Source organism: Enterobacter sp. KBR-315C3_2022 (assembly GCF_041399425.1).
In the GTDB taxonomy this organism is placed as follows: Bacteria; Pseudomonadota; Gammaproteobacteria; order Enterobacterales; family Enterobacteriaceae; genus Enterobacter.
Genome location: NZ_JBGKEB010000011.1, coordinates 1 through 18,098 on the forward strand (window position 1 = coordinate 1; position 18,098 = coordinate 18,098).

Sequence of the window (18,098 nt, forward strand, 5' to 3'; positions counted from 1 at the left end):
CGAGGAGAAAAATCTCTGGCAGACTGTATGTAAAGGCACGATGAGGTCTCTTCTGTTTTGTTGGCGCAATCAGTAGATCACACTTCATCGTGCTTTTCATTTTTCTGGGGATTCCTCAGCCCTGTGGGAGAGGGCCGGGGCGAGGGCATCAGGCCGCACGTGCTCAACGATCGTAATCGTCTTCCAATCTGCGCTCATCTTCCTCTAACTGCCGCCGATCGTCGTCCAGCTGGCGCTGACGTTCGTCCAGACGGCGGCGTCTCTCCTCAAGCTGCCGACGACGATCGTCATACTGACGGCTGTCCGCGCGGCGATTATCGTCATAGCGGTCATCATCATCATTGCTGCGGCTGCTGCCGGGATTATAGGCATCGTTGATCGCCTGCTGGATGTTGCCGATGGCATCATCAACAATATCGGCGTGCGCCAGCTGGCTGGTGAGCGACAGCAGGCCAAATAACAGAGCGGTAGAGTAACGTTTCATAAAGCCAGTCTCACAGGGGGGCTGGCGTTACGGTAATAGAGGGTGAAATTGGGGTGTAGCGGAGAAATCTCAAATTTCCCGTCTCAGGATTCCGGCATCCATTGAACGAACCACGCATAAGATTGCCGGAAGCGCGGGGTTGCTGGGAAACGGCTGGAATTTACTCTGGAATGCCGCGAGAGCGTAATTCAGATCGGTCAATCAACGGTTCTAAGGTGTCCAGGTTATTCGTGGCGATTCACACCGTTGCAGTAGCTGTTCCGGATTTATTTCGTGCATCATCTTTCAGATAAACATAAATCGGCTTAATCCCGGAGTCCGCCGGGAACACCAGAATGTAATAGTTAAGATCCCTCTCTTCCGGCACCGGGAATAGCGGTGTCGTGTATTCATCTTTTCCGTCTGATATTGGCGTGACCAGAATTGTAGCCTGGTCAATGGGCCTGATATAGCTGCCCGTATGCGACGGAATGTTGCCGTTTTCCGGCCTTTCCGGCGTCCAGGTTATCAGCGGGCCATCAGTACCGTGAGCGGGGGTAAACTCATAGCGGCTATTTTTACCCACTTCATTTCAGCCGTGCGCACACCTTCATACGGCGTACCTTCACCCGTATGAACGCCGTAGACCCGCATGTTGCCCTGTTCGTCCTGCCGCCAGAAGAACCTGACCCGGGTCGTCGCTTTAGCCCCGGTTCCCGCTTTCTGCCGCAGTTCTTCCTCGTACCAGAATTCATCCCGTCCGGGCACATTGCCGCTGCCTTCACCCGCAGACGGGACATACAGCGCGGACATCATTGCCCCCACATACGGAATACCCCGGGCGGCGCCCAGTACGCCGGTTAAGGACCACTCTCCCCATACCTGCGTCATAACGCCAGTTGCCGCTCCCAGTGCAAGCGGTGCGGTGGATGCTTCGGCGGGGGCTTTTTCGCCTCCGGTGTCAGACTTACGTTTTTTGGCTGACTGGGCATGCTGAACAACTTCTTCATCTTCGGCAGGAGCATGCTGATGACCGTACCCACAGCAGTCATCTTCAACCGGCTGGGCAAAAATCGTCATCTGGCCGAAGTTTTCTACAGGCTCTTCTGTGGTACCGGCATCAGTACAGCCTTTCTCTTTCAGACAGGATTTTGCATAGACCGGCGTCACCCAGGGAGTCAGCGTTTCGGGGTTAAACTCCCGCATGGTGGCCGGAGGAGGGAGTGGGGAGGTCTGCGGTGGTGGAAAGCCATTCCAGGCTGGTGACGATGCCGTGAACGTTTTTGCCGTTGCGCATCCGGAAGGAGGCATACTTCATCAGCACCTGTTCCGGGGAAATATTCCCCTTCGGCGTGGTGAACTCGATATCCCGTCTGAACGGCTCGCTCAGCGCTTCCCGGCCGCGAAAGCGCAGGACGTCCGGCTTTACCGGGCTGTCATTAATTTCCAGAAAGTAGCGGGTCTGTCCGTCGAAAGCATTATACAAAAATTTAACTATCCACCAATTTTATATAAACACTCCCACCATCATCACGGTGTAAAAGACTCCATACCGCAGGAAGATGAATTTCTTCTGCATACATATTGCTCTGATATTTGGTTGCTTCTGGCATCAACTGCCCGGCCTGAATATCAATAAACTGCTGATGCCCTCCGGCTATGGTCGCCCAGTGGCCTGAATGCGGACAAGGCTCCCCGCTCGGGCAGGTAATGCGTTTGCCTGACGCGTCATCCAGAAAGTATTCTGATTCATCTGGAATAATGCCGTCACAGTAGCGAGTATCTTCCCAGACCAGACGCCAGTGAACATCCCGGTAACGGATTGGATCGTCAGGGATAACCATTTCTGTATCACTTTCAATTAATACGTCGTAATAGACCTGGCGGGGAGCATTCATTCCGCGAATAAAATAATTATAAGCGCCGAGGTTTTTAAATCCACTGATGCCGCCTTTAAAAATTAATAGTTTATGGTTGTAATGAATCTTTACCGGTTCCCAGATGCCGTCGCAGGGCACCGAGTCATCGGTTTTAATAATAATATCGCTGCGTTCTGGAACAGTAGAGAGATATTCTGGAAAAGTCGGATACACTAATTCATTAAAATTATATTCATAATTATCTAATTCTAATAAATATGCAGCATCGAAAAAGTTGCATACATTGTCATGTGGTGGATACATGATATAATCACCATGTATTTTTGCTGCAATCTTTAGTTTATTAAGTTTTTCCACTTCTGGCGGATAAGGTTCTTGCTGAGCTCCTCGTTCATGACAAAGAGGGTAAAAAAAGCTTTCGATCAATCCAACTGGACGGGCTAATTGATGAAATGCCCCTGTCTGACGCTGCCACACCTGTCGGTTTCCCATAGCCAGTTCAGCGAGTCCTTCGTCATAGAGACGCAGTGCATCGTAAGACCAGATAATGTTTTTCGGATGAAAGCCATCAGATTTATCTTCCGGCCATGTCTTTAACGCTTCTTCATACTTCTGCACAAAATAGGCCCAGGCATCCCGTTTACGCTGCCAAAGGGTATAGCTACTCAGTCGCTGTAACAGCCAGAACAGTTTGCGACGCACTCGTTCATCTGTCATTGGATACTTTGTTTTTTCAATAGTTATCATTGCTCATTCCCTGTAGTCGTCTGGTGTTCAATGCGGGCTGCATTAATCATCGCCCTCTCTTTCACCTTGCTGCGCAGTTCATCATCATGCAACTCTCGTGTGGTCGTGGCATAGGGTGGGTCTATTCCTTCTGGTTTGCTGTAGCCATGCACGCCATTAGCATCCTGCCAGTTTGTTGGATAAAATTCGGCCTTCACACCGTTAATTTCAACGCTAGTAGCCAGTCCGCTGGCTTTTACCTGATCACCAACATTGTTCAGCTCCTTTTTCAGCATCTCATCCAGATTAATAATTACCTGCTCGCCACCACCTTTCAGATATTGAGCTGGAATTGCGCTACCGAACTGTTCAGCTATTTTTCCGTGCCAGGCATTACTTCCCGGCATGCGTGTTGCCAGATCTTCCGGCAGATGCAGCACCACCAGAAAGCCGTTGCCGTTCCACTCATCCAGTACTGCCGATAACTGACGCCATTCCTCCGCACTCCCCGGTACTTTCTGATATCCCCAGAATCCTCCTGCAGCCAAGGAACCATTGGGTGCCAAATCTGTCGGATTACCAAAGGCGCGAAAAATGGTGCTGCCTGCCATCTCGCGGGCACTTCTGGCTGTAATATTTCCGCTGAAAGAAGCAATGTCTGTAAATACGTCCTTATCACCAAAAGCAGGACTTTTACCTTTATATCGCATTAAATTCGGATATCCACCCTTCGAATATTTTCGCTGCAATGTTGTTTTATGCCATTCCTCCGCATGCAGACTAGGATAGCGCCCGTGCCCGTCCAGGTGCGCGTAGATATCATTCTTCTCCCGGCTCTCAACGCGGGCAGGCAGGGTGCCGTGGATTTCAGGGCGCGGGATTTCCGTCGGGCGGAAGCACCAGCGTTCGGTGTAGGGCATGCCCCATACCGACACGTGCAGACGGGAATCCCGGGCTCCCCGAAAGGTCACGAGCGTGAGAAGGACCCCCTCCTTCAGGGCAGTAATAACGTCACCCTGCGGCTCCAGCACCTGTCCTGGCGTGAGGCCAGAGGCATTGCTGAACAGGTGCACACGGGCCGTCGCATCCATCGGCGTGGTGGCAGTGCGATAGTTGTAGTCTCTGGTGGCGACCGTACCGGTCACAACCTTGTGCCAGGTCCGCACGTCCCACACCGACTCTGCCGCGCCGTCGAACAGACCCGACGGCTCGCGGTACGGCAGGCGCACATCAAACCGGTAGTGAAGCTGGCTGTCGGCGAAGATGTAGGTATCCAGCTCGCGGCTGTTATCCATCTCCGTGCGCCAGTAGATACCCACCTCGGACAGAATGCGCCGGATGAACTGCAAATCCGTTTCCCGCCACTGAGTGATAATTTCATGCGGCGGATAGGTACGTTCCAGGCGAAACTCAAAGTCCGGCCCCTCCAGCCCGTGGCAGCGCAGCACCTGCTCCACCACCTCCGGCACTGACCGGTTCTGAAAAACACGGCACTGCCGCGTGTGCTCCAGCAGCGCCAGGCGGGAACTGAGCGTCAGCCGGTAGTGGGACTGGTCTGCGATGGTGGAGAGCCATTCCAGGCGGGTGACGATGCCGTGTACGTTTTTGCCGCTGCGCATGCGGAACGACGCATATTTCATCAGCACGTCTTCCGGAACGAGGTTACCCTTCGGCGTGGTGAACTCGATATCCCGTCTGAACGGCTCGCTCAGCGCTTCCCGGCCGCGAAAGCGCAGGACGTCCGGCTTTACCGGGCTGTCATTAATTTCCTGAAAGTAGCGGGTCTGTCCGTCGAAAGCATTATACAAAAATTTAACTATCCACCAATTTTATATAAACACTCCCACCATCATCACGGTGTAAAAGGCTCCATATCGCAGGAAGATGAAATTCATCTGCATAAATATTGCTCTGATATTTGGTTGCTTCTGGCATCAACTGCCCGGCCTGAATATCAATAAACTGCTGATGCCCTCCGGCTATGGTCGCCCAGTGGCCTGAATGCGGACAAGGCTCCCCGCTCGGGCAGGTAATGCGTTTGCCTGACGCGTCATCCAGAAAATATTCTGATTCATCGGGAATAATGCCGTCACAGTAGCGGGTATCTTCCCAGACCAGACGCCAGTGAACATCCCGGTAACGGATTGGATCGTCAGGGATAACCATTTCTGTGTCACTTTCAATTAATACGTCGTAATAATCCTGGCGGGGAGCATGCATTCCACGAATAAAATAATTATATGGCCCGAGATTTTTAAACCCACTAATATCGGTTTTTATCACCAGCAGTTTATGATTATACTGAATTTTTACCGGTTCCCAGATACCATCGCAGGGCACCGGGTCATCGGTTTTAATAATGATATCGCAACTTTCTGGAACAGGGGGGAGATCTTTAGGGAATACCGGATAAGGCAGCGTTCTGAAATGATGGCGATAATTTTCAGGGTTCAGTAAATATTCCGCGTCAAAAATATTACAAACATTATCATGCGGCGGATACAGCAGATTATCGCCTTTGAATTCTGCTGCGATTTTTAATTTATTCAATATTTCTATTTCAGGGGGGTAAGCTTCCTCTTGACCACCGCGCTCGTTATGGCAAGGATAATAAAAATAAGTTCTAATTAAACTCACTGGCCTAAAAAGCTGGTGAAAGGCTCCTGTCTGGCGTTGCCACACCTGCCGGTTGCCCACGGCCAATTCAGATAACCCTTCCTCATATAGACGTAATACTTCATATGCCCTAATAATTCCTTTTGAATAAAATCCCTTCGTTATCTCTTCCGGCCAGGTTTTCAGAGCCTGTTCATACTGCTGTGTAAAATACGCCCAGGTATCTCGTTTACGCTGCCAAAGGGTATAGCTACTCAGTCGCTGTAACAGCCAGAACAGTTTGCGACGCACTTGTTCATCTGTCATTGGATACTTTGTCTTTTCAATCGTAATCATTGCTCACTCCCTGTGGTCATCTGGTGTTCAATGCGTGCTGCGTTAAGTATCCCCCGGTCTGTAACTTTGCTGCGCAGTTCATCATCATGTAACTCTCTTGTGGTCGTGGCATAGGGTGGGTCTATTCCTTCTGATTTACTGTAGCCATGCACGCCGTTAGCATCCTGCCAGTTTGTGGAATAAAACTCGGCCTTCACACCGTTAATTTCAACGCTAGTAGCCAGTCCGGTAGCTTTGACCTGTTCCCCGATGCGGTTCAACTCTGTTTTCAACGTTTCGTCCAGATTTATAATCACCTGTTCGCCACCGCCCTGCAGATATTGGGCAGGAATTTCGTTTCCGAACTGCTCTGCAATATTACCGTGCCAGGCATTGCTACCCGGCATACGTGTTGCCAGGTCTTCCGGCAAATGCAGCACTACCAGAAAACCATTACCGTTCCACTCATCCAGTACAGCTGAAAGCTGACGCCATTCTTCAGCACTGCTTGGCACTTTTTGATACCCCCAGAATCCGCCAGCCGCCCAAGAACCGTTGGGCGCTAATTCTGTAGGATTACCAAAAGCGCGATAAATTGTACTTCCCCCCATATCACGGGCGCTTTTAGCGGTAATTTCACCGCTAAAAGAAGCGATATTGGCATAAACCAGCTTTGCCCCAAATGCCGGACTTTTCTCCGGAAGCCGCGCAAATAAATCCGGATAACCAGCTTTTGAATATTTCAAGCGTAATCTCTTTTTATAACGTTCCTCCGCATGAACACTCGGATACCGCGTCCCCTGCTTCGGTGCTTCCCTCAGAGGACGTTCAATCAAATACGCCTCAGCCTCACGTCGGACTTCAGCGCGTCCTGTTCCCGTCGCTATCGTATGAATTTCGCCTTTATACACCAGCGCCTGTAACACTCGCAGTTTCGCATCCAGCTCTTTCAGCGCCTGCGGGATCATTCTCGCCGCCAGCTGTTGCAGCGCCACAAAACCATCCCGTACCCGGAGTAAGTCCGCCTGCCATTTCTCCGGCAGCATCCGCCCGACCCGGGCTTTCAGGATTTGATTAATGGCGGTGATCATCGTGTTGCAGAAATCACTCATCTTTTCAATCAGCTGCGCCTGATACTCAACGACATTCAGCTTATTCAGCCACTTCACCGCATCGCCTTCGCCTATACGGTTCAGAAACTTAATCACATCTCCGAGGGTTTCCACATTCTCTGCTGCTTTTGTTGTCACACGCAGAGCCAGACGTCCGACGCCTTTTATCACGCCACCAATTACCGGGATTAGCGCAAACAACAGGATCACCAGGAATACCCATTCAGTGACGCTTTCCCGTTTCTTCGGTTCTTTTGCCAGTCCCATCGAAACAGCAATCAGATCGCGGACTGCCGTTACATCGCCGACCAGGGGGATCATGCCGATCGCCGCATCAACAATGATCTGCCCGAAGGTCTGTTTTTCATTAAATGCCCCCTGAAGCGTACCCCAGATCCATTCTCCGGTTTCCAGGCTGGTTTCCTTAAACCAGGCAACGCTCACCCCACTCATCCCACACCTCCGCTGTGCTTCGCTATCAATGAGTCAATGTCTGCATCGCTGAGCGATGCCCCAACAAACGACTGATTATCGGTCTTATTTTTACGTAAATAATTCCGGGTATCCGGCCCGAACTCAACCTGCACACTCCCCGGCGGGACGTTTTCCAGATGCAGATATCCCGCACCGTCAAGGTTACCTTTCCGGACAGTGCCATCAGCGAGAGTCGCGTTGAAAGGCGCGCCTACTACCGGCACATCGTCGTGATACAGATACTGCATCAGCGCACTGGCAGAGGATTTAACCGGGTCGGCAAGCCAGGGCATTTCCGGCTGCTGTGGCGTAGCTCCCGCCGCCATCGTCCTTTTCGTCCTGCGCAGATACATCGCCGTCGTACCATACTCGACCTTCCCCGCCTCCAGCCGCAGGTAGCTCCCGCCACCTATCAGCGTGATGCGTTTTTTCCCGGCAAAGGAGATGTCACTCGCCGAGCTCATCGTCAGCTTCTTTTCTGCAAACAGCCGCATATTTGCGTTCTGCGCCTGCAGCTCCACCGGGCCTTCACTTGCCTTCAGGCTCAGCTGGCCGGTACGCGCAAACAGCCCGAGCTTTTCTCCGGCCAGCGCGGTCATGTTGCCCATGACGCCTGCACTGATATCCCCGCCTGCATTGATGGCGACGTTTTTGCTGGCGGCCAGTTGCAGATGCTCCCCGCTGGTCAGCGCCATCCCTTCCGGAGCGGACATCAGCAGCGCCTCGTTGAGCGGCTTCAGCCGCTGCTCAAACATCGCTATCTGGCTGTCAACATCCGCCTTCAGCGCCTGCGCCTGTTCTGCCGCCATTTCCAGCTGCTGCAGCTGCTGGTTGAGCCGGTCGATTTCCTCCAGGGCAGCATCCATGTCCAGTGCCTCGCCCTGCGCTTTCGGCTGCGCATCCGCGCTGACAAACAGCCCCTTTCCGGCGCGGATAGCCCCGTGTTCATCAGTGCGCAGCTCGGCCCCCTGACCCCGACGCTGCCCCTGTGCGTCCACCAGGTGCCCGCTGTTGAGCTGCGTCTTGCCGTACTCCGCGGCGAGCTTGACGTGCCCCTCCCCGCGCTTATCCTCCATCCGCAGCTTGTTGTTCGCAGGCGTGCGCAGCACGTTGCGGGTGTGATTGTCGCGGCTCACGTGGTCCGGGTGCTCAGAATCGTGCAGCGCGTACGCGATGTACGGCAGGTCGATGTCGCCGTTGCTGTAGGCAATCGCCACTTCCGTCCCGTCGGTGAGCGGCGCGTGCCAGCCCAGCGTATCGCCTGCGGTCGGCTTCGCCATCCGCAGCCACAGATAGCCGTATCCGGGCTCCGTGCCTTCGCGGTCGAAGTCGAGCCTGACCCGGTAGCGCCCGTGTTCGTCCAGGTGCGCGTAAATATCGTTCTTCTCCCGGCTCTCAACGCGGGCAGGCTGGGTACCGTGGATTTCAGGGCGCGGGATTTCCGTCGGGCGGAAGCAGTAACGTTCGGTGTAGGGCATGCCCCATACCGACACGTGCAGACGGGAATCCCGGGCTCCCCGGAAGGTCACCAGCGTGATAAGCACGCCTTCCCTCAGGGCAGTAATGACGTTACCCTGCGGCTCCAGTACCTGCCCGGGCTCGAGGCCAGAGGCATTACTGAACAGGTGGATTCGGGCCGATTTGTTGAGCTCCCGCTCGTGATGAAGTCGCGCATAAAACGCGCCGGATTCGGTTTCCGGCTCCGGGCTGGTGTCGTCACCCGCCTCGCGGTATGGCGCGGCGTAGCGGTAGTGCTCCCCTGTGGTGACCGCATCACTGCGCACGCTGACAGTTGCATCCATCGGCGTCGAGGCGGTGCGGTAGTTGTAGTCCCGCGTGGCGACGGTGCCGGTCACAACGTTGTGCCAGGTCCGCACGTCCCACACCGATTCCGCCGCGCCGTCGAACAGGCCCGATGGCTCGCGGTACGGCAGGCGCGCGTCAAACCGGTAGTGAAGCTGGCTGTCGGCGAAGATGTACACGTCCAGCTCGCGGCTGTTATCCATCTCCGTGCGCCAGAAAATGCCCACCTCAGACAGAATGCGCCGGATAAATTCGAGGTCCGTTTCCCGCCACTGAGTGATAATTTCACGCGCCGGGTAGGTACGTTCCAGGCGAAACTCAAAGTCAGGCCCCTCCAGCCCGTGGCCGCGCATCACCTGCTCCACCACCTCCGGCACCGACCGGTTCTGAAAAACACGGCACTGCCGCGTGTGCTCCAGCAGCGCGAGGCGGGAGCTGAGCGTGAGCCGGTAGTGGGACTGGTCTGCGGTGGTGGAGAGCCATTCCAGGCGGGTGACGATGCCGTGTACGTTTTTGCCGCTGCGCATGCGAAACGATGCATACTTCATCAGCACGTCTTCCGGGACGATGTTGCCCTGCGGCGTGGTGAACTCGATATCCCACCTGAACGGCTCGCTCAGCGCTTCCCTGCCGCGAAAGCGCAGGACGTCCGGTTTCACCGGGCTGTCGTTGATATCCAGAAAATAGCGGATCTGTCCGTCGAAAAGCGCCAGCCAGTTATCCATAACAAAGACCAGAATAAATTTGAGGTTAATCAGGATGGTTGCATGGGGGCATAGCGCTGTAAATAGCTGAAACAGGAGTTAAATTCTGAAAAAAGCGGAGAAATCTCATATCCCCCTCACCTTACGCAGCGCCTGCGCCAGCTGCGCGCGGGTGAACGGTTTGCGCAGCAGCGCCACGTCCGGCAACCGGGAGTTAGGCGTCGGCCGTAAATCCTGGCCGCTGATCAGCAGCACCGGAAGCTGCGGGTAATGGCTGCGCACATGGTTAATCACCTCCGCGCCGCTGAGGCTGCCGGGGAGCATCAGGTCGCTGATCAACACGTGGATATCCGGGGACGCGGCCAGCAGGTTCAGCGCCTGCTCGCCGCTCCCGGCTTCCAGCGTCAGGTAGCCAAGCTGATGGAGCTGCTCGCACAGCGTCTGGCGAACGTCAGGCTCATCTTCCAGCACCAGCACAAGCTGTTCGCTCTCTGTAGACGCGGCCGCAGCCAGCGCCTCGTCGCGCGGGACGGGGAGCATCGTCGCGCGCGGCAGATGCAGCCGCACGGTGGTGCCCTGCCCCGGCGCGCTGTCGATTTCCACGCGCCCGCCGGACTGGCGCACAAAGCCATACACCATCGACAGGCCCAGCCCGCTGCCGCTGCCGGGCTGCTTGGTGGTGAAGAACGGTTCGAAGACCCGGGATTTCACCTCCTGCGTCATCCCGCTACCGCGATCGATGACCTCCAGCGCCACCATATCCTGCCTGCGCCCGTCGCTGCGGGTGACGCGCTGGTTCCAGGTGCGAATTTTAATCACGCCGCTTTGCCCTTCCATCGCGTCGCGGGCGTTCATCACCAGGTTGATAATCGCATTTTCCAGCTGGCTGACGTCAATCCACGCGGGCCACGCCGGGGACTGCGCCTCAATCTCCAGCGCAAGAGCCGCAGGTAAGGAGTGACGCATCAGCTCGCTGAGGTTTTCCAGCAGCGGCTTCATCTCCACGGCGTGCGGGTTCAGGGACTGCTTGCGGGAAAACGCCAGCAGGCGCTGGGTGAGCGTGGCGCCGCGCTCGGCGGCCTTGCGCGCGCGGGCAATGCGCGGCGCGTCCGGCGACTGCGGATCGGTAAGCTCCAGGCTGCCGATAATCACCGCCAGCAGGTTGTTAAAATCATGCGCCAGCCCGCCCGTCAGCTGGCCAACGGCCTTCATCTTCTGGCTGTGCAGCAGCGCCTCTTCCAGCCCCTGTCGCTCAACGCGGTCAATCTCCATCTGGGTGGTTTTTTGCTTCAGCAGCCGCGTGGTGTGTTCCAGCGAGGCGGTATTGCGGGCGAAAACGTTAAACGCGCGCGCCAGCTCGCCCAGCTCGTCGCGCCGCTGCAGCGCGGGCACCGAGACGTCCTGCTCCCCGTGGGCAAGGCGCGACATCGCCCGGGAAATGGCCGTCAGGTTGGTGCCGAGATTTCGGTAGATGTACCAGCAGGCGCAGCCGGTGATGATCAGCGCCAGCAGGGCAAATACGCTGATAAACACGCTGATGGAGCGCAGCTCCCGGTGGCTCTGGGCCATGCGAAGCCGTGAGGCCTGCGCCACCTGCTCAACGTACTGATTGATATCGCTGTTTAAAATCGCCACCAGCGCCTTGATGTGAAACATATACCAGCTAATCGCCAGCTCGCTCTCCTCCAGCCGGTTGGCCAGCGGCGCGAGCTTGCGCAGCTCGGTGATAAAATCAGGAAGCACCTCGCTCGCCGCCCGCTGGTCGGCGCGCGGGGGCAGCATCGCCGTGACCTCATCCAGCTGCTGGACCGTGGAACGTGGGGACGGCGTGCCAATCGCGGCAAGGATCAGCCGGTCCATCTCCGCAAGCTGGCGTCCGTCCGGCACGTTGCTGCCGTCGCGGCGGTTAATATCCTGCAAATGGCGCAGCTCGCTTTGGCTCTGGTAAAGCGAGCTGAGCAGCGCGTTGCGCTCAAGATGGCGCCGCTGCCCGCGCTCCAGCATCCCCGTGACGCTCTGCTGTAATTCATTGCTGCGGCGAATAATACGCGCCACCAGCGCCGGCTCCTGCTGCGCCAGCGGCGCGTCGGCGAGCTGCTCCAGCGAGCGGCGCAGCGCCGTCTGGGTCTCCTTCAGCCGCTCCGCTTCCCCCTTGTATTCCAGCGCACCGACCACCTGCGACAGGCGCACCGCCGAGGTTGCCACATTCGACGTATCGCGCGCGAGGTTCATGCTGCCGGTCATGTCATCCAGCGTTTGCTGCTGCACCTGCTCCTGAATGCGGCTGGCGTGACGAAAGCCGAGCACCGCCACGCCGCTGACCATCAGCGTGACCGCCACCACCAGCAGATTGAAGATCAGCAGGCGGCCGCGGGCGCTGGCGAAGAACGGGGGGCGTGCTGGCATGTGGTTGGGCTCCTGTGCGGTTGGGTGTCCCCTCACCCTGGCCCTCTCCCCAAAGGGGCGAGGGAATGATTTGCTCCCTCTCCCTTCCAGGGAGAGGGCTGGGGTGAGGGTAAAATGCGATCCGCGTTAGCTATTCATCACTATGACAAATATGAACGGCTTCTGACATTTTGCATTTACGCGCCTGTGATGAAGTGCAGATATCGACGTTCACAGGAGATCCGCCATGAGCAGAACCCCGGTTTTAGAGATGCGCGGCATAGCCAAAACCTTTGGCCATTTTCACGCGCTCAAGGGCGTGGATTTGACGGTTTTCCCCGGTGAGATCCACGCGCTGATGGGAGAAAACGGCGCGGGAAAGAGCACGCTGATGAAGATCCTCGCGGGCGCCTACACCGCCACCGGCGGCGAGATCCGCATCGACGGCCAGCTGTTTCACATCAGGGGGCCGAAGGACGCGCTGGCGGCGGGCATTACCCTGATCTACCAGGAGATGCAGCTCGCGCCCAACCTCACCGTTGCGGAGAACATTTTTCTCGGCAGCGAGCTGTCGCGCGGCGGGCTGGTGCAGCGCAAGGAGATGGCCGCTCAGGCGCAGGCGGTGATTGACCGGCTGGGCGCGCAGTTCAGCGCGACCGACCTGGTGATGAAGCTGACCATCGCCGAGCAGCAGCAGGTGGAAATTGCCCGCGCGCTGCACCGCAACAGCCGCATTCTGGTGATGGACGAACCCACCGCCGCCCTCTCCTCCCGCGAAACCCACCGCCTGTTTGAGCTGATCCTGCGCCTGCGCGACGAAGGCATGGCGATTATCTACATCAGCCACCGCATGGCGGAGGTGTATGAGCTTTCTGACCGCGTCAGCGTCCTGCGCGACGGGCAGTACGTCGGCAGCCTGACGCGCGACAGGCTCAACGCCTCCGAGCTGGTAAAAATGATGGTTGGCCGTCCGCTCAGCGACCTGTTCAACAAGGAGCGCGATATCCCGCTCGGCAGCCCGCGCCTTAACGTCCACCACCTCACCGACGGCAAAAAAGTGCAGCCGTGCAGCCTGCAGGTGCGCTCCGGCGAAATCGTCGGGCTGGCGGGGCTGGTCGGTGCCGGGCGCTCCGAGCTGGCGCAGCTGATTTTCGGCGTGCGCAAAGCCACCGGCGGGATGATTGAGGTCGACGGCGAGCCGGTGGTGATCCACTCCCCGCGCGCGGCGATTGAGAACGGAATCGGCTTTCTCACCGAGAACCGCAAGGAGCAGGGGCTGTTTCTCGAGCTGGCGGCGCAGGAGAACATCACCATGGCGACGCTCGAGCGTGACGCCACCTTCGGCATGCTCAATCGCAAAAAGGCGCAGTCGATTTCCGATGACGCCATCGCCCTGCTCAACATCCGCGTGCCGCATTCCCAGGTGCGCGCGGGCGGGCTCTCCGGCGGCAATCAACAAAAGCTGCTGATCTCCCGCTGGGTGGCGATTGGCCCGCGCATTCTGATTCTGGACGAACCGACGCGCGGCGTGGACGTCGGCGCGAAAAGCGAGATCTACCGCATCATGAACCAGATGGCGCGCAAGGGGGTGGCGATTTTGATGATCTCCAGCGAGCTGCCGGAAGTGGTGGGCATGAGCGACCGGGTGTACGTGATGCGCGAAGGCAGCATTGCGGGCGAGCTTCACGGCCGCGACATCTCTCAGGAAAGCATTATGACGCTGGCAACCGGCGTGAACGACACTCATCACCAGGCGGTATAACCATGACGCAGACAACCAACCCGCAGCAGGCGGCGAAATCCGCCTCGGCCAAAAAAATGCTGATGAGCGATCTGATGCAAACGGTCGGCATTTTGCCGATTCTGATCCTGATCGTGGCGGTATTTGGCTTCATCGCCCCTAACTTCTTCACCGAGAGCAACCTGCTTAATATCACCCGTCAGGCGTCGATCAACATCGTGCTGGCGGCGGGGATGACGTTCATCATCCTGACCGGCGGGATTGACCTCTCCGTCGGCTCGATTCTGGGCACCACGGCGGTCGCGGCGATGGTGGTGTCGCTCATTCCCGAGTTCGCGATGCTCTCTATTCCGGCGGCGCTGATGCTCGGCATGGTGCTGGGGCTGTTCAACGGGGCGCTGGTCGCCTTTGCCGGGCTGCCGCCGTTTATCGTCACGCTCGGCACGTACACCGCCCTGCGCGGCGCGGCCTACCTGCTGGCGGACGGCACCACGGTGATCAACTCCAATATCAGCTTCGAGTGGATCGGCAATAACTATCTCGGCCCGGTGCCGTGGCTGGTGGTCATCGCGCTGGCGGTGATTGCCCTCTGCTGGTTCATCCTGCGCCGCACCACGCTCGGCGTGCACATCTACGCGGTCGGCGGCAACATGCAGGCGGCGCGCCTGACGGGCATCAAGGTCTGGCTGGTGCTGCTGTTCGTTTACGGCATGAGCGGCCTGCTCTCCGGCCTGGGCGGCGTGATGAGCGCCTCGCGCCTCTACAGCGCCAACGGCAACCTCGGCACGGGCTACGAGCTGGACGCCATTGCGGCGGTGATCCTCGGCGGCACCAGCTTCGTCGGCGGGATCGGCACGATCACCGGCACGCTGGTGGGCGCGCTGATCATCGCCACCCTCAACAACGGCATGACGCTGATGGGCGTCTCCTACTTCTGGCAGCTGGTGATCAAAGGGGCGGTGATCATCATAGCGGTGCTGATCGACAAATACCGTACCCGACACCACCAAAGTGCATAACAACAATACCCTACGTGAGGAAGACAAGATGCGTTTAAAACCGTTAGTGACCGCGCTCTGTGCTGGCGCGCTGCTTGCCGCGACGCCGTTCGCGCAGGCGAAAGACCTGAAGTCCATCGGCGTCACGGTGGGCGATTTAGCCAACCCGTTCTTCGTGCAGATCACCAAGGGCGCGGAGCTGGAAGCGCGCAAGCTGGCGGGGGACAACGTGAAGGTGACGCTGGTCTCCAGCGGTTACGATCTGGGCCAGCAGGTCTCGCAGATCGATAACTTTATCGCCGCCAAGGTGGACATGATCATCCTGAACGCCGCGGATTCGAAGGGGATCGGCCCGGCGGTCAAGCGCGCGAAAGAGGCCGGGATCGTCGTCGTCGCGGTTGACGTCGCGGCGGAAGGCGCGGACGCCACCATCACCTCCGACAACACCCAGGCGGGTGAAATGGCCTGCAAGTACATCACCGACCGCCTGAAGGGCAAAGGCAGCGTGGTGATCATCAACGGGCCGCCGGTCTCTGCGGTGCAAAACCGCGTGGAAGGCTGCCAGACCGAGTTCAAGCGCCACCCGGACATTAAGGTGCTGTCGGACAACCAGAACGCCAAGGGCAGCCGCGAAGGCGGGCTGGAGGTGATGACCTCCCTGCTGGCCGCCAATCCGAAGATCGACGGCGTGTTTGCGATCAACGATCCGACGGCGATCGGCGCCGATCTGGCGGCGAAGCAGGCCCAGCGCAGCGAGTTCTTTATCGTCGGCGTGGACGGCTCGCCCGACGGCGAAGAGGCGCTGAAGCGCGAAAACTCCCTGTTCGTGGCCACCCCGGCGCAGGACCCGCAGGTGATGGCGGCGAAGGCGGTGGAGATCGGCTATGACATTCTCCAGGGCAAGCCCGCACCGAAAGAGCCGGTGCTGATCCCGGTGACGATGATCGATAAAAAGAACGTTGGCAGCTATAAGGGCTGGACGGTGAAGTAACGGCCGCACGCGGTTTTCATGCCCTCTCCCCTTTGGGGAGAGGGCCAGGGAAAGGAGAATAGGCGCCAACAAATTAACAATAATTGCGATTTTTTATTACAGTTCTATTAATTTTTCATCCCCGAACTACACTCTCTTCGTCTGGCATCTTCGGTACGCGCGGCGCGGTATGCGCTCGCTTTCCGGAATGAGAAAATCAATACAGGACAAGGGAAAAATGTTCGCAGCCATTATTATCGGTATTTTCATTATTAGCGTTATCTATGCGCATTCGCGCGGCAAAGAAAAACAAACGCTCTCGCGGCAGCTATTCGATCACTCCACGTTCATGGCGCCGATCAATATGTTCATGACCGCGTTTTCAACGCTTCCTGCAAAGCAGCCCTTCTTTGAAACGGAAAACTTTCCGGAGCTGAAAAAGCTCACCGACAGCTGGCCGGTTATTCGCGAAGAAGCCCTGCGCCTGCAGGATCATATTAAGGCGGCACAGAATAACAATGACGCCGGTTTTAATACGTTTTTTAAGCGCGGGTGGAAACGTTTTTATCTGAAGTGGTATGCCGACGCGCACCCGTCGGCACAGGCCCTGTGCCCCGTCACGACGAAGCTGGTTAATGAGATCCCCTCGGTGAAGGCCGCCATGTTTGCCGAGCTCCCGGCGGGCGCCTATCTGGGCAAGCATCGCGATCCTTACGCCGGCTCGGTGCGCTACCATCTGGGCCTGTTTACGCCGAACGACGACCGCTGTTTTATCGAGGTAGACCAGCAGCGACACAGCTGGCGCGACGGAGAGGCCGTCATTTTTGATGAGACCTACGTACACTGGGCGGAAAATAAAACGGATCGGACGCGCATCATCCTGTTCTGCGATATTGAACGGCCGATGAAATGGCGCTGGGCGCAGGCGGTTAACCACTGGGTGGGCACGACGCTGATGTCGGCAGCCAGCTCGCCCAATGATGACGGCGATCGTACCGGCGGCATAAATCGCCTATTCAAGTACGTTCACGCAGGGCGCGAGCGCGGACAGCGCCTGAAGAAGAAAAACCGGCGCCTCTATTACGCGCTGAAATATCTGGTCATCATTGCGATTTTCGCGGCAATTATCGTTCCAGCCGTGGTGTGATCGCCCTACGCCGCCCGCTCGGGAAGGTTAACGTCGGCGGCAAAAACGTACCCCAGCCCGCGGATGGTTTTGATCAGCGCGGGCTGGTGCGGGTTGGCCTCGATTTTACGCCGCAGGCGCATAATCAGCACGTCGATGGTGCGGTCAAAGACGTCGGCGCTTTCGCTGTGGGTCAGCTCCAGCAGCTGCTCGCGGCTCAGCACCCGGCGGGCGTTTTGCGCCAGCGCCAGCAGCAGGCCGTACTCGCCCTGGGTTAACGGCACGGCGTTGCGCTGCGGATCGCTCAGCTCGCAGCGGGCGGTATCAAGCGTCCAGCCGTTGAAGGTCACACCCGCCGCGCGCGGTGCCGGGGCGTCGGCCGCCAGCGCGCCGCTGCGGCGCAGCACGGCTTTCACCCGCGCCACCACCACGCGGGGGTTGAACGGCTTACCGATGTAATCGTCCGCCCCCATCTCCAGCCCGACCACCACGTCCGACTCGCTCCCCAGCCCCGTCAGCATCACCACCGGCAGCGCCGGGCGCTGCTTTTGCAGCTGCAGCAGCACCTGTAAGCCATTGATATCCGGCAGCATCATGTCCAGCAGCACCAGGGCGATGCCCGGCTCCTGCTGGATCCGGTCAAGGGCGTCCTGGCCGTTATGGCAGACCAGCACCGTAAAGACGTGCTCGTTAAGCACGTCTTTTAACAGCTCGCACACTGCCGTATCGTCATCTACCACCAGAATCGCCGGTTTCATCATCTGCTTCCGTCGGGAAATTATGTT

The 18,098-nt window shown here is 57.6% G+C and carries 12 protein-coding genes and 2 pseudogenes; 4 read left to right on the plus strand and 10 right to left on the minus strand.

The window, feature by feature from the left end; genetic code table 11:
• Window positions 1-163 precede the first annotated feature (163 nt).
• The 9 genes and pseudogenes from yjdP to AB8804_RS13105 form a co-directional block, all read right to left on the minus strand.
• Entirely contained in the window at window positions 164-484 is a 321-nt protein-coding gene (yjdP, locus tag AB8804_RS13065) for a DDRRRQL repeat protein YjdP (protein WP_371186762.1), read from the minus strand.
• A gap of 238 nt (window positions 485-722) precedes the next feature.
• Window positions 723-1,720 (minus strand): annotated as a pseudogene (locus tag AB8804_RS13070) (S-type pyocin domain-containing protein); the annotation flags it as partial.
• A pseudogene (locus AB8804_RS13075) lies at window positions 1,695-1,949 on the minus strand (type VI secretion system tip protein VgrG); the annotation flags it as partial. The pseudogenes AB8804_RS13070 and AB8804_RS13075, both read right to left, overlap by 26 nt.
• A 4-nt stretch (window positions 1,950-1,953) precedes the next feature.
• Window positions 1,954-3,090 carry an Imm72 family immunity protein gene (locus tag AB8804_RS13080; RefSeq protein ID WP_371186764.1) on the minus strand — a complete coding sequence of 379 codons (1,137 nt, stop codon included), beginning with the start codon at window positions 3,088-3,090 and terminating at the stop codon, window positions 1,954-1,956.
• Window positions 3,087-4,877 carry a type VI secretion system Vgr family protein gene (locus AB8804_RS13085; RefSeq protein ID WP_371186766.1) on the minus strand — a complete coding sequence of 597 codons (1,791 nt, stop codon included), beginning with the start codon at window positions 4,875-4,877 and terminating at the stop codon, window positions 3,087-3,089. Before AB8804_RS13085 ends, AB8804_RS13080 begins: the two co-directional genes overlap by 4 nt.
• A gap of 4 nt (window positions 4,878-4,881) precedes the next feature.
• Entirely contained in the window at window positions 4,882-6,021 is a 1,140-nt protein-coding gene (locus tag AB8804_RS13090; protein WP_371186768.1) for an Imm72 family immunity protein, read from the minus strand.
• A complete protein-coding gene (locus tag AB8804_RS13095; RefSeq protein ID WP_371186770.1) occupies window positions 6,018-7,565 on the minus strand; it encodes a hypothetical protein in 1,548 nt (515 codons plus the stop codon). The genes AB8804_RS13090 and AB8804_RS13095 overlap by 4 nt, the downstream gene beginning before the upstream one ends.
• Window positions 7,562-10,114, minus strand: coding sequence for a type VI secretion system Vgr family protein (locus AB8804_RS13100; protein WP_371186772.1), 2,553 nt, complete (start codon window positions 10,112-10,114; stop codon window positions 7,562-7,564). The genes AB8804_RS13095 and AB8804_RS13100 overlap by 4 nt, the downstream gene beginning before the upstream one ends.
• Window positions 10,115-10,219: 105 nt before the next feature.
• Window positions 10,220-12,499 carry an ATP-binding protein gene (locus tag AB8804_RS13105; protein WP_371186774.1) on the minus strand — a complete coding sequence of 760 codons (2,280 nt, stop codon included), beginning with the start codon at window positions 12,497-12,499 and terminating at the stop codon, window positions 10,220-10,222.
• A 226-nt stretch (window positions 12,500-12,725) separates the two neighbouring features.
• Here AB8804_RS13105 and AB8804_RS13110 point away from each other — a divergent pair, with 226 nt between their 5' ends.
• From AB8804_RS13110 to lpxO, 4 genes are all read left to right on the plus strand, one after another.
• Window positions 12,726-14,240, plus strand: coding sequence for a sugar ABC transporter ATP-binding protein (locus AB8804_RS13110; protein WP_371186776.1), 1,515 nt, complete (start codon window positions 12,726-12,728; stop codon window positions 14,238-14,240).
• Window positions 14,241-14,242: 2 nt separating this feature from the next.
• Entirely contained in the window at window positions 14,243-15,238 is a 996-nt protein-coding gene (locus AB8804_RS13115; RefSeq protein ID WP_371186778.1) for a ribose ABC transporter permease, read from the plus strand.
• Window positions 15,239-15,266: 28 nt separating this feature from the next.
• Entirely contained in the window at window positions 15,267-16,208 is a 942-nt protein-coding gene (locus tag AB8804_RS13120; protein WP_112013219.1) for an ABC transporter substrate-binding protein, read from the plus strand.
• A gap of 217 nt (window positions 16,209-16,425) precedes the next feature.
• Window positions 16,426-17,334, plus strand: a complete 909-nt coding sequence (lpxO, locus tag AB8804_RS13125) for a lipid A hydroxylase LpxO (RefSeq protein ID WP_371186780.1) — start codon at window positions 16,426-16,428, stop codon at window positions 17,332-17,334.
• 5 nt (window positions 17,335-17,339) lie between these two features.
• Here lpxO and AB8804_RS13130 read toward each other — a convergent pair whose 3' ends face one another.
• Window positions 17,340-18,071, minus strand: a complete 732-nt coding sequence (locus tag AB8804_RS13130) for a response regulator (protein ID WP_371187029.1) — start codon at window positions 18,069-18,071, stop codon at window positions 17,340-17,342.
• Window positions 18,072-18,098 lie beyond the last annotated feature (27 nt).